Consider the following 12081-nt stretch of genomic DNA (forward strand, 5'->3'; position numbering starts at 1 on the left):
CCAGTGTCGGGAATAGCCTCGCCCACAGGAAATCAGAGCGTTTCGAGTTTCCCGAGATGTTTGGCAACGAGATAATAGAAGGTCACGCGCGATTTGGTGCGGTCGCCTTTCATCGCGGCAATCGTTTCTTCCATCGCCTTGTCCGCGTCCGGCCCCGTCACACCCAGCTTCTTGCCAATCCAGTTCGTCTTTACCCGCGCCAGCTCGTTTGGATCGGAGGTCGAAACCATGGCCGAATCCCGGTCGCGCAATGCAATGCCCAGGTGCTTGACGATTTTATTGACGATCGCCTCGTCAGCGCCCGCATCATAAATTTTCACATCCGCAAGATAGTCCATCATGTCCTCTCCTCCATCTGTTGAGCAGTGTAAATAAGTCCCCACTTATAAAGAAGAATGTTTCAAGTGCGCGGCGCCGTCAAGAATTGCGCGCAACCTTTCATCGAAATGTCACGCAGCCTCTTTTCTCCTGCGTATGAAACGCCTATATGAGCCTTGCCGGGTGCAAATCCGGCTATGGCGATAAACGGTCGATGGAATAAGCCTATTGGACCCGGGGGCGGTACCCGGCGCCTCCACCAAAAACCGACGCTTCGAAGGAAGACGTCGGCTTTTGATGGGGGCGAAATAGGATCGACAAGGGTGTAAAGATCGAACTTTTGCTCGGCATGATACCGCCGTTATCGGGTCACAAGTGTAGTTGCAAATGACAACAACGCTAAGGAATACGCTCTCGCTGCCTAATGGCGGTGCGGGAATTCCGCTCTAAGTCCTTACGGTTAGCCCCGTAAGGCGGGGTTCGGAGGTACCTGGCAACAGAAACCTCCACCTTCTCTATTTCGCCGGAATTGTTTATATGATGATATGACTCGGGCAGAGCGGGGCTTTTCCGTTGCTGCGCTGTAAGACATTGCGTATACTTGGTTAAAAGACGTTCGAATAAGGAAAGACAGGACCGCATGGGGCAGGATCATATCCGTTACGACATTCTCGCACAGGATGCCCTTCGCGGCGTTATTCGCAAGGTATTGAGCGAAGTCGCGGCCACCAGCAGGCTGCCGGGTGACCATCACTTCTTCATCACGTTCCTCACCGGCGCTCCGGGCGTGCGCATTTCCCAGCATCTCAAGGCCAAGTATGCCGAGCAGATGACCATCGTTATCCAGCACCAGTTCTGGGACATGAAGGTCACTGAAACACAGTTCGAGATCGGTCTATCCTTCTCCGACACGCCGGAAAAGCTGGTCATCCCGTTCAATGCGATTCGCGGCTTCTACGATCCTTCGGTCAATTTCGAACTCGAATTCGATGTGCCGATGGCCGAAGAGGAAGAAGTCGTGGAGGCGGAAATCACCGCTTACCCCGTGCCTTCGGAAAACAAGACAGCTTCTTCCGAAGAAAAGCCGGACGAAGAAAAGAAGGCCGGTTCGGTCGTTTCACTGGATGCATTCCGCAAGAACAAGTGATGTTTCTGCAGGCTGGCGCGAACAGGAGATGGTCTTGACGGGCGATGTCGTAAATCTGCGCCAGTTTCGCAAACAGAAAGCGCGTTCCGAAAAAGAAAAGCAGGCGGAGCAAAACCGCCTGACATTCGGCCGGACAAAGGCCGAGAAAAACCTCACCTCTGCCTTGAATGAAAAGGCCGAGCGTTTGCTGGATCAGGGCAAACTTGAGAAGGGCGAGGGAGACGACGCTTAGCGCCCGCTAACGCGGCCCATGGAGAGTTACCTCCTTTTAAAAACAGAACGCCGGCGCAACCGGAGTGTCGGATCACACCGGTCTTTGTGGTTCGCGCGTTAGTTTAGCCTGAATTGAGCCGATATGTTGTCGTGATGCTGCTGCCATTGCAAGCGTCCCATGCCCTCAAGCGACCTCCGCCGTCTTCGTTTTTGTGTTGGAAAACAACGCATTGCTGTCCAAACATAATGCTGTGGCCATCAAGCTCGAACCCCGGTAACGGAGTTGTCGCTCAATTCCCCTTCCACCGCTCTAGAGTCAGCGCGTAGGTCACATGCTGCTTGAGGTGTGCTTGGGTATCCGGCACGCGCGGGTGCTGAAAGTCGCGGGCGGCGTCGCGGATGAGGCCGATGCGTTTCATCACGGCAATGGAGCGAAGATTGTCTTGGACAGCGAAAGAGACGATTTCGGGCAGCTTCTTTTCATCGAACGCCATTGATAGCAGCGCTTTTGCCGCTTCCGTGACATATCCTTGGCCCCAATAGCGCGTGGCCAGCCGCCAGCCGATCTCCATTGTCCCGGCCGGGAAAATTCCTTCGAGATTGGCGGGTGCTATCCCGCAGAATCCGAGGGGTTCTCCCGTCTCGCGTAGCTCCATGGCATAAAATCCATAGCCGGAAGCATGGATCATGTCGTTGACGCGCTCCATGGTGGCGTCCGATTCGGCATGGCTTCGCGTATGGGGAAAGAACTCCATCACGTCAGGATCGGCATTGACCTCTCGAAACAGATCGCGGTCGCTGTCCTTCCAATCCCGCAGGATCAGCCTTTGCGTTCCACTGATAATCATGCGCTGACGAAGTCGGACTTTCGGTAACCCTGAAGGTAGAGAAGGGCGGTCAGATCGCTGTGATCGATGCGGATTTTTGCCTCTGCCGCGACTGCGGGCTTGGCGTGAAGCGCCACGCCTGCGCCTGCCAGATGCAACATGCCAAGGTCGTTTGCACCATCGCCCACGGCCATCGCGTCTTGCGGCGAGATGCCAAGCCGTTGTGCGATGTCGTTGAGAGCATCGACCTTGGCCTGCTTGCCGAGAATCGGTTCAGCTACGGTGCCATCAAGCAGCCCGTCCTTTTCACCAAGAATGTTGGCGCGGTTTTCGTCGAAGTTCAACATTGCAGCGATGCGGCTGGTGAAGACGGTGAAGCCGCCGGAGACGAGCGCGGTATAATGCCCCTTCGCCTTCATGGTGGCGATGAGTTCCATGCCGCCGGGGGTGAGCGTAATGCGCTTTTGGATCACCTCATCCACCACCGAAATCGGCAGACCCTTCAACAGCGCCACACGCTCACGAAGTGCAGGCTCAAAATCGATCTCGCCGTTCATCGCTCTTGCCGTGATGGCAGAGACCTTTTCCTTCAGCCCCACCTCTGCTGCCAATTCATCGATGCATTCCTGGCCGATCATGGTAGAATCCATGTCTGCAATAAGAATTTTCTTGCGACGTGCATCCTGCTCCTGAATGGCCATGTCGATGGGCAGATCGCCAATGGTTTGGCGCAAGATCCCCTCGGCCTCGGCCGCCTGCGTCCCGTCGCGCAGCACCACATCGCAGGCGATGCCATCTGCCAGCCAATAAAGCCCGGATGCCTTCAGTGCTTCCGCTGCGGCCTCCGCAAGGGTGGTAGACAGAACAGGATTTGACGGATTGGCGATAAGCGTGGCAACGAGAGCCATGATGAAAAACCTTGATGACGAATTCGATGCGACCCTGATAACCGGCCCGACGGCAAGCGGCAAGTCCGCGCTTGCGCTTCGTCTGGCGGGGGAGAGAAATGGTGTCGTCATCAACGCCGATAGTATGCAGGTTTACGATACTCTGCAGGTCTTGACCGCGCGGCCTGGCCTCGCCGAAATGGAAGGGGTGCCGCATCTGCTTTACGGTCATGTGCACCCTGCACAACCCTATTCCACAGGCGAATGGTTGCGGCAGATCACAGCTCTTCTTCAAACACTGCGCGGCGAGGGACGTCACCCCGTCATCGTCGGCGGCACCGGGCTCTATTTCAAGGCGTTGACTGGCGGCTTGTCCAACATGCCGGCGGTGCCGGGAGATATTCGCGAGCGTTACCGGACGCGTCTGCTGGAAGAGGGTGCAGAGGTGCTTCACAGCGAATTGTCGCTGCGCGACCCGCAGATGGCATCAAGCCTGAGGCTCGCGGATGGACAGCGCATCGTCAGGGCACTGGAGGTGCTGGAAGCAACAGGGCAGTCGATCAGAGATTTCCAGACGGTCAGTGGGCCTGTCATCGTGGACCCCGCACGCGCGCGCAAATATGTGGTGCTGCCGGAGCGCGCCGTGCTTCACGACCGCATCAACAGACGGTTTGCGGGTATGATGCAAAGCGGCGCGGTGGAGGAAGTCGAGACGCTGCTGGCGCTTGATCTGCCCAGGGACGCCACCGTGATGAAGGCCATCGGCGTGACGCAGATTGCAGAGATGCTGGCAGGACGGATGAGCGAGGCGGATGTCATCGAAAAAGCTGCAGCAGCGACCCGCCAATATGCCAAACGGCAAATGACGTGGTTCCGCAATCAGATGGGGGAAGACTGGCAAAGGCTGGTGCCTTAGCATCCTTGTCGTCATTCCTGCCATTGGCCAAAGTACGGCAGCATCGCTTGTGCGGTGCGGGCAGTCTTTTACGGTGGAGGGATCAAAGCCCTCGCACCTCACTCGTCGCGATACAGGCTTCCCAGTGGCTTCCTTAGCAAACTTTCTCGAAGCGAAGTTCTCTGCTCGTCGCCGGCAGGGGCGCGTGTTGGCGCCCTCGGGAAGGTGTCGCGGGCAGGCGTTGAGCCGGAAAGGCTGGGCATCTGCGCCGTTGAGGAAAAGACAGAGCTGCGCGGCAGCATTTCAGGGCGATAGGGCTCGATGCCGCCACTCTCGTTGAATTCCTGTTTCCAGTTTTCCAGTTCCTCGTCATCAGCATCCTGAGCAATCTTGGCATCGTAACTCTGGCGGAAGCCGGAGATATCGGGACCGGTAACGGCGCGCATACGTTTGACGATGGAGCGAAGGTCGACAGTATCAGGCGTATCTTCAACGACAGATGGCGCGATGCCGTTGGCCTTTGGCAGGATGTGCGAAGGCACGCGGTTGAAGCGGATGCGCATGGGGACGCTGATGGCCTCACCAAACGCAATGGCTTCACCGTTGCCGATGGATGACAGAAAGCTGGTGGTGGAGACAGATGAATTGGGAATGGCGGAGCGAATAATGTTCTGGTCGTTTTCGTTGGAAAGCCGCATGGCAAACACGGTAGAGCACTGGGAGAGGATCGTCTGATCCAACTCTCCCGGACGCTGGGTGATGATGCCAAGCGAAGCACCATATTTGCGCCCTTCCTTGGCAATGCGGGCAATGGCCTGTCGTGTCGGGAAAAAGCCAAGCGCAGGATCTGCCGGGATGTAGCGGTGCGCCTCTTCGCAGACGACAAGCGTATGAATGGCGCCCTGGCTCCACAATGCCAGCTCAAAAGCCATTCGGCACAGAACGGAAGCGACGGAGTTCACCACCTCTGACGGAATCCCGGCAAGCTGGAACACGGAGATCGGCTTGCCTTCTCCCGGCACCCGGAAAATATGCGCGACGGTTTCCATGATCGTGTCGCTGATGGTGCTGTTGGAGAACATGAAATGGTAACGCGGATCGTTGATCGCAGCCATGATGCGCATCTTCAGCGTCCGCAGAGCGGGCTTTTCTTCGCGCCCTTCCAGCCGCCCGATGCGTTCGTCTATCAATGCCAACAGGTCGGCGATGCGATAGGGAACTGGCGTATCCGATGTCAGCGACGATTTTTCCGATGCCCGGCGCATGACGGAATTTTCGGAGCCACGGAAGGCGCGTTTTGCCTCCGGGATGAGGTCACGAAGTACGTCGAGCTCTTCGGATACCGCATGGCGTCCGCGATAGAGAACTTCGGTGAATTCCTCAAGCTTCATCAGCCAGAAGGGAAGGTCGAGCGTGTCTGTGTCGATGACGACGGAGGTCATGGGGAAGGCGGCCGCAAACTCATTGTGCGGATCGAGAATGAGCACGCGCAGCTTGGGATCCTGCTGTATCGCCTTGTTCAGAAGCAGGGAGACCGCTGTCGATTTTCCGACGCCGGTGGAGCCGAGCACGGCGAAGTGCTTTGAAAGCATCTGCGGGATGCTGATGGTTGCATCGACAGTATCATCCTGCGTCAGCTTGCCGACAACGCAAGCGCCGCCTCCGCCGGTCTCGTAGATGCGCATGAGATCGCTGGCGCGAATGCGATGGGCGACGGCGCCGAGATAGGGATAGCGGGAGATTCCGGTCGAGAACCGTTCTGCACGATCAGGGTCGCGGTGAATTTCACCCAGAAGCTCAACGTCGACCAGAAGCGTGTTGCTGCGGCTGGACGACCACTCCGCCTGGCCGGTCTTCATTGCATAGGTGAGGGCGGCGACACGGGTTTCTCCAAGATCGATGGAGATCAGCCTGCCGACAGACCATAGTTCCGCAAGGTCTGTCTTGCCGGGTTCGATGGTGGCTGCAATCGTCGCGTGGGAGCCGGTGCAGGAAATGACATGGCCGAGTTGCCGATTGCCGGCTGCGGTTTCGGTGCGGCGTTCATGTTCGCCTGCTTTTGCCGATTTGCGAAGGTCGTCGTTGAACACGTCTCGCCCCTGTCATGCATCTTGTCGGCCCGTTGGTGGCCGCGCACGGGTTGATCCCGTTGGTTGGCGGCAGTCTAATCGATTGCCTTTAACAACTCGTGTAAGGACCGCGCATTTATATTTCTTCCGGATGTCTCTTTTCGCAACAAAAGGAAACGCGCGCCGATTTTTTCCGCAATATGCGTTGACGGACCAGGGTTTTCTGTCTAACACTCCGGCCCATGAAAAATCTTAACGTACTTATCGTGGTGGGACGGCGCATGGGCAGGATGGTGTAACCATCCGGCGAAAGCACCCATGCGCTGAACGAGGCTCCTCAAGGGGCCTTTTTTTATGTCTTCACTTGAGCCAAACGGCTCCGCGATATCCAAAGCCAAATCGGGATGGAACAGGCAATGACGGATAAGGACAATACGGAAAACAGCAACACCATGACGGGCGCGGAAATCGTTCTGCGTGCGTTGAAGGACAACGGCGTCGAGCATATTTTCGGCTATCCGGGCGGTGCTGTTCTTCCGATCTATGACGAGATTTTCCAGCAGGACGACATCCAGCACATTCTGGTTCGTCACGAGCAGGGTGCAGGCCACGCCGCTGAGGGTTACGCCCGTTCCACCGGCAAGGTCGGCGTCATGCTGGTCACATCCGGTCCTGGTGCCACCAATGCCGTTACGCCTCTGCAGGATGCGTTGATGGACAGCATCCCGCTGGTCTGCATTTCCGGTCAGGTTCCCACATCGCTCATTGGCTCCGATGCTTTCCAGGAGTGCGACACCGTTGGCATTACGCGCCCCTGCACCAAGCACAACTGGCTGGTAAAGGATGTCAACGAGCTGGCTGGCATCATCCACGAAGCTTTCCGCATTGCCCAGACAGGACGTCCCGGTCCCGTTGTTGTCGATGTTCCCAAGGATATCCAGTTTGCGACCGGCACTTACACGCCGCCATCTGCTGCCATTCAGCAGAAGAGCTACAGGCCGAAGGTTCAGGGTGATCTCAACGCCGTTCATGCTGCCATCGAACTGATGTCGAAGGCGCGTCGCCCTGTTCTTTATACGGGCGGTGGCGTTATCAACTCCGGTCCGGAGGCCACCCGCCTGCTGCGCGAACTGGTTGAACTGACAGGCTTCCCGATTACCTCGACCCTCATGGGCCTTGGCTGCTATCCCGCATCCGGTGACAAGTGGCTGGGTATGCTGGGTATGCACGGTTCCTACGAAGCCAACATGGCCATGCATGATTGCGATGTCATGGTCTGTATCGGTGCCCGGTTTGATGACCGTATTACCGGTCGTCTGAACGCATTCGCGCCGAACTCAAAGAAGATCCACATCGATATCGATCCGTCTTCGATCAACAAGAATGTTCGCGTCGATATTCCAATCGTTGGCGATGTCGGTCGCGTTCTGGAAGACGTGGTTCGCCTGTGGCGGGCTCTGCCGAAGCGTCCTGAAAAGGCGCAGACGGAAGAGTGGCACCAGCAGATCGACCGCTGGCGGGCGCGCAAGTCCTTTGCCTACAAGAACTCCAACGACGTCATCATGCCGCAATACGCCATTCAGCGGCTGTATGAGGCATCCAAGGGTCGCGAAACCTACATCACGACGGAAGTCGGTCAGCATCAGATGTGGGCTGCGCAGTTCTTCGGCTTTGAGGAGCCAAACCGCTGGATGACGTCGGGCGGTCTCGGCACCATGGGTTATGGTCTGCCTGCTGCCATCGGCGTTCAGGTTGCGCATCCGGAAGCACTGGTCATCGACATCGCCGGTGACGCCTCGATCCAGATGTGCATTCAGGAAATGTCTTGCGCGATCCAGTATAGCCTGCCGGTCAAGATCTTCATCCTCAACAACCAGTATATGGGCATGGTGCGCCAGTGGCAGCAGTTGCTGCATGGTAACCGCCTGTCCAACTCCTATACGGAAGCCATGCCTGACTTCGTCAAGCTGGCGGAAGCTTACGGCGCGGTCGGCATGTATTGCGATGACCCGAAGGAACTGGATGGCAAGATTGCCGAGATGATTGCCGTCGACAAGCCGGTTATCTTCGATTGCCGCGTGGCCAATCTCGCCAACTGCTTCCCGATGATCCCATCGGGCAAGGCGCATAATGAAATGCTTCTGCCGGATGAAGCCACCGACGAAGCCGTTGCAAACGCCATCGATGCCAAGGGCCGTCAGCTCGTCTAAGAACTGGAAAGGAATACGGATATGAACGCACATCTACAGCCTACCGGTTCGGCCTACTTCATTCAGAAGGAAACGGAAACCGTCGAGAACCACACGCTATCGGTTCTCGTTGCCAATGAGCCGGGCGTTCTCGCCCGCGTCATCGGCCTGTTTTCCGGGCGCGGCTACAACATTGAAAGCCTGACGGTTTCTGAAACGGAGCATGAGGCGCATCTCTCGCGCATCACCATCGTGACCCGCGGAACGCCGGGCGTTCTCGAGCAGATCAAGGCGCAGCTGGAACGCATCGTTCCGGTTCACCGAGTCGTGGACCTGACCGTACGCGCCCGCCAGAACGGGCAGGACCGGCCGATCGAACGCGAAGTCGCGCTCATCAAGGTGGCAGGACGCGGTGAAGATCGCGCCGAAACGCTCCGTCTGGCCGATGCTTTCCATGCCAAGGTGGTAGATGCGACGCTGGAGCATTTCATTTTTGAAATCACCGGCAAGTCGTCCAAGATCGACCAGTTCCTGTCCATCATCAAGCCGCTGGGTCTCCTTGAAGTTTGCCGCACCGGCATCGCTGCAATGAACCGCGGTCCACAGGGAATGTAATCTCTAAAGGCATCTAAGACGACAATGCCCGCTGCATCTGCTGCGGGCATTTTTGTTTCTCGTTAGGTCCGGTGGGTTGAGGCACGGCCTGATTATGGGTAGATGTGCAAGTGCTAACGGATGCCAATGAGGGACATTTTGCATTGAAGGAGTACTTCATCCTGTCAGCCGGCGCCGCTATCGTGCTGGCAATATCCTTTCACCTGATCATCTTTGTCCGCCTTGGGCGTCGAGAAGATTTTGGAGCGCTTTGGGAGGGTGATCTGTTTTCGCAAGGTCGCAAAGATGGGCATGACAGGGTGTTGCTGAAGATCGGTATTTATGGTGCGGAAGCAAAACAGTATTTTTCGACCGTTCCCGGACTTGCCCATCTCATCCTATTTTCTGCCTCCGCTGTTGCAGCGCTTGCCTTTGGCATCGGCTGGAGATTTATTTACGGGGAGCCAATGTGAACCGAAAATCACGCGAAACATGGGCTTTGTACTGCAGAAGTTATCTCCTCACAGTCGGCCTTCTGCTGATGGCGGGATCGCTTTTTTCGCTCTATCTCGTCCATAATGATTCGATTGTCTGGCCGTGGTGGGGCTTTGCCCTCGCTATCGCTGTGGCCGGTTGCGGAGTCGCGCTTTTCGGTGTGGGGCTTTTTGGCAGCCATTCACGTCTCGATAAGTGGGCCGACGCAGCCTCAACCCATGAAGCGAGCATCTTCCTGATGGCAATTTCATACCCGACCTACCTCATCCTGAAGCAGTTTTATCACCGGCGGTGACGCCGGTGTAAGATCGATGGAGCCGGCGCGCTGGCATTATAGCATTGCCAGCGCAGTCTTTTTTACCGGCGGCGGGAAGGCGGCATCCAGTGCAGCCCAGTCTTCGTCGGTTATCTCCAGTTCGGGCGCGCCGCGATTTTCCGTTACCCGCTCAGCATTCGACGATTTCGGGATAGGCATGACACCATCGAGTTCCAGAAGGAAGGCAAGAGCGACCTGTGCGGGCGTTGCCTGATAGGCCTTGGCGATGCGGATGAGTTCATGGTTGGAGAGAATGCGGCCCTGTTCTATGGGCGAATATGCCATGAGGGGAACGCCATGGCTTTGGCACCAGGGCAGAAGATCATATTCGGGTCCGCGGCGTGACAGATTGTAGAGCACCTGATTGGCCGCGCAATTGCTGCCGTTTTCCACCGAAAACAGTTCTTCCATGTCATCGGTATCGAAGTTGGAAACACCCCAGTCTTTGATCTTGCCATCGTCCCTCAGCTTTTCGAAGGCGCTCACAGTCTCTTTGAGCGGATAGGAGCCGCGCCAATGCAGCAGGTAGAGGTCTAGGCAGTCTGTTCCTAACCGCTTGAGGCTGCGCTCGCAGGCCTCGATGGTGCCCTGGGCGCTGGCATTGTGTGGATAGACCTTGCTGACAAGGAACACGTCATCGCGCAACGTCTTGATCGCCTCGCCAACGACTTCCTCCGAGCGGCCATCGGCGTACATCTCAGCCGTATCGACCACCGTCATGCCGAGTTCAATGGCCTTGCGGATGGCGGCGATCTCCTTTGGCATTTCATTTTTGGAATCGCCCATGTTCCACGTTCCAATTCCCAAAGCCGGAACGGATTTGCCGGATGGCAGGGTGACGGTTGGGATATCATCAAACATAGGTTTCTCCTGTTTTGCAGTCACACCGATAACCACCGAGACGACTGGATGATCCATCAAAACTTGTGGGCAGTTCCATTCGCGCCCATGGCTGGTCTTTGAAAGGGAGCGCGACTAGATTTCCGCCTCAAGGGGAATGCCATGACAATCGACACCTTTATAGCGCTTCTGCTTTTCGCTTTCACGACGTCCATAACGCCGGGCCCAAACAATATGATGCTGTTTGCATCGGGCGTGAATTTTGGTTTTCGGCGTACCGTCCCTCACATGCTCGGAATAGGCGCGGGTTTCCTGTCTCTATTGATCGGTGTAGGGCTGGGGCTCGGCGCTCTCTTACATGCAATCCCGGTACTTTATACGCTCCTCAAATTTGCCGGCGGCGCCTATCTTCTTTGGATGGCCTGGAAGATAGGAATGTCCCGATCCCTGGCCGACGGCAGGATCGGCGCGCGACCCATGACATTTATCGGGGCTGCGGCATTTCAATGGGTCAATCCGAAGGCCTGGGTCATGGCCGTGACCGCCATGGCAACCTATACGGATGACAGCCAATATTATTTCACGGTGATGCTGGTCGGGCTGGCTTTTGCGGCGGTCAATCTTCCAAGTGTGTCGACATGGGCAGGGTTCGGCTCTGCGCTTCGGGAATGGTTATCTGTGCCAGCGCGGTTGAAATGGTTCAACATCACCATGGCCGTGCTTCTGGTTATCAGCCTGTGGCCGATGTTGAAGTGATCGCGCGTCAGCTGGCAAGCGAGGAATAGGCACAAAAAAGCCCGGGATCTCCCCGGGCTCCGTTTGCGTGTTCGGGCTTGACGCCTGGGATCAGAACTCTTCCCAGGAGCTGTCGGCTGCTGCGGCGGCGGAACCGCCACCAAAGGCGCCTGCCACCTTGCGCATCAACTGGCGCGTCGGGGAGGCAACGGGCGCCGAAGCGGCTGTCGCCACCTGAACAGGGCGCGCGGATGTGCCACTGCCATTGCCGAGGTTGAACTGGTTGAGCAACTGGTTCAAAGATGCCGCTTCCTTGGCGAGGCTATGGCTGGCCGCTGTCGACTGCTCGACCATGGCCGCGTTCTGCTGCGTGCCCTGATCCATGGTGTTGACGGCGGTGTTGATTTCCTGAAGGCCGACCGACTGTTCGCGCGACGATTCAACGATCGCATGGATATGACGGTTGATTTCCTGCACTTCGGAAACGATGACTTCAAGCGCACGACCGGTTTCACCGACAAGCTCCACGCCGGAGCGAACATGTTCGCCGGAAGTG

Annotated in this window: 14 protein-coding genes and 1 other RNA gene; 9 read left to right on the forward strand and 6 right to left on the reverse strand. The window is 57.0% G+C overall.

All coding sequences use genetic code 11. The annotated features are described in order from the left end of the window. Window positions 1-32: 32 nt before the first annotated feature. A complete protein-coding gene (locus ASF69_RS03865) occupies window positions 33-341 on the reverse strand; it encodes a DUF2853 family protein (RefSeq protein ID WP_062585418.1) in 309 nt (102 codons plus the stop codon). A 116-nt stretch (window positions 342-457) separates the two neighbouring features. On the opposite strand from ASF69_RS03865, the gene ssrA reads away from it, so the two are divergent. The 3 genes from ssrA (at window position 458) to ASF69_RS03880 (ending at window position 1697) form a co-directional block, all read left to right on the forward strand. Beyond that, window positions 458-829, forward strand: a transfer-messenger RNA (tmRNA) gene (ssrA, locus tag ASF69_RS03870). A 129-nt stretch (window positions 830-958) separates the two neighbouring features. Continuing rightward, window positions 959-1465 carry an SspB family protein gene (locus ASF69_RS03875; protein ID WP_062585420.1) on the forward strand — a complete coding sequence of 169 codons (507 nt, stop codon included), beginning with the start codon at window positions 959-961 and terminating at the stop codon, window positions 1463-1465. Window positions 1466-1499: 34 nt separating this feature from the next. Further along, complete coding sequence (locus ASF69_RS03880) at window positions 1500-1697, forward strand: DUF4169 family protein (RefSeq protein WP_122068636.1); 198 nt, start codon at window positions 1500-1502, stop codon at window positions 1695-1697. Window positions 1698-1968: 271 nt separating this feature from the next. Here the strand turns inward: ASF69_RS03880 and ASF69_RS03885 are convergent, their stop codons facing one another. Both ASF69_RS03885 and serB read right to left on the reverse strand, forming a co-directional pair. After that, window positions 1969-2526 carry a GNAT family N-acetyltransferase gene (locus ASF69_RS03885; protein ID WP_062585423.1) on the reverse strand — a complete coding sequence of 186 codons (558 nt, stop codon included), beginning with the start codon at window positions 2524-2526 and terminating at the stop codon, window positions 1969-1971. After that, a complete protein-coding gene (gene serB, locus ASF69_RS03890) occupies window positions 2523-3413 on the reverse strand; it encodes a phosphoserine phosphatase SerB (RefSeq protein WP_062585425.1) in 891 nt (296 codons plus the stop codon). The genes ASF69_RS03885 and serB overlap by 4 nt, the downstream gene beginning before the upstream one ends. On the opposite strand from serB, the gene miaA reads away from it, so the two are divergent. Then, window positions 3412-4308 (forward strand): tRNA (adenosine(37)-N6)-dimethylallyltransferase MiaA, encoded by an 897-nt coding sequence (gene miaA, locus ASF69_RS03895; protein WP_062585427.1) that lies wholly within the window; start codon window positions 3412-3414, stop codon window positions 4306-4308. The two genes, serB and miaA, sit on opposite strands and share 2 nt — an antisense overlap. Window positions 4309-4406: 98 nt before the next feature. Here the strand turns inward: miaA and ASF69_RS03900 are convergent, their stop codons facing one another. Beyond that, window positions 4407-6377: a DUF87 domain-containing protein gene (locus ASF69_RS03900; RefSeq protein WP_062585429.1), complete on the reverse strand. Its 1971-nt coding sequence runs from the start codon at window positions 6375-6377 to the stop codon at window positions 4407-4409. A gap of 395 nt (window positions 6378-6772) precedes the next feature. Here ASF69_RS03900 and ASF69_RS03905 point away from each other — a divergent pair, with 395 nt between their 5' ends. The 4 genes from ASF69_RS03905 to ASF69_RS03920 all read left to right on the forward strand — a co-directional run bounded on the left by ASF69_RS03905 (window position 6773) and on the right by ASF69_RS03920 (window position 9929). Beyond that, on the forward strand, window positions 6773-8566 hold the full coding sequence (locus ASF69_RS03905) for an acetolactate synthase 3 large subunit (RefSeq protein WP_062585683.1): 1794 nt from the start codon (window positions 6773-6775) through the stop codon (window positions 8564-8566). Window positions 8567-8587: 21 nt separating this feature from the next. After that, window positions 8588-9160, forward strand: coding sequence for an acetolactate synthase small subunit (gene ilvN, locus ASF69_RS03910; protein ID WP_062585431.1), 573 nt, complete (start codon window positions 8588-8590; stop codon window positions 9158-9160). Window positions 9161-9303: 143 nt separating this feature from the next. Beyond that, window positions 9304-9612, forward strand: coding sequence for a hypothetical protein (locus tag ASF69_RS03915; RefSeq protein WP_062585439.1), 309 nt, complete (start codon window positions 9304-9306; stop codon window positions 9610-9612). After that, complete coding sequence (locus tag ASF69_RS03920; RefSeq protein ID WP_156461974.1) at window positions 9609-9929, forward strand: hypothetical protein; 321 nt, start codon at window positions 9609-9611, stop codon at window positions 9927-9929. The genes ASF69_RS03915 and ASF69_RS03920 overlap by 4 nt, the downstream gene beginning before the upstream one ends. 36 nt (window positions 9930-9965) lie before the next feature. On the opposite strand, the gene ASF69_RS03925 is transcribed toward ASF69_RS03920, so the two are convergent. Further along, a complete protein-coding gene (locus ASF69_RS03925; protein WP_062585443.1) occupies window positions 9966-10811 on the reverse strand; it encodes an aldo/keto reductase in 846 nt (281 codons plus the stop codon). A gap of 141 nt (window positions 10812-10952) precedes the next feature. Between ASF69_RS03925 and ASF69_RS03930 the strand changes: the two genes are divergently transcribed. After that, a complete protein-coding gene (locus tag ASF69_RS03930; RefSeq protein ID WP_062585445.1) occupies window positions 10953-11546 on the forward strand; it encodes a LysE family translocator in 594 nt (197 codons plus the stop codon). 90 nt (window positions 11547-11636) lie between these two features. Here ASF69_RS03930 and ASF69_RS03935 read toward each other — a convergent pair. Next, window positions 11637-12081: methyl-accepting chemotaxis protein (locus tag ASF69_RS03935; RefSeq protein ID WP_244475378.1), on the reverse strand; the 445-nt coding region annotated here is incomplete at its 5' end.

This window comes from Rhizobium sp. Leaf311 (assembly GCF_001423445.1).
Taxonomy (GTDB): Bacteria; Pseudomonadota; Alphaproteobacteria; order Rhizobiales; family Rhizobiaceae; genus Agrobacterium.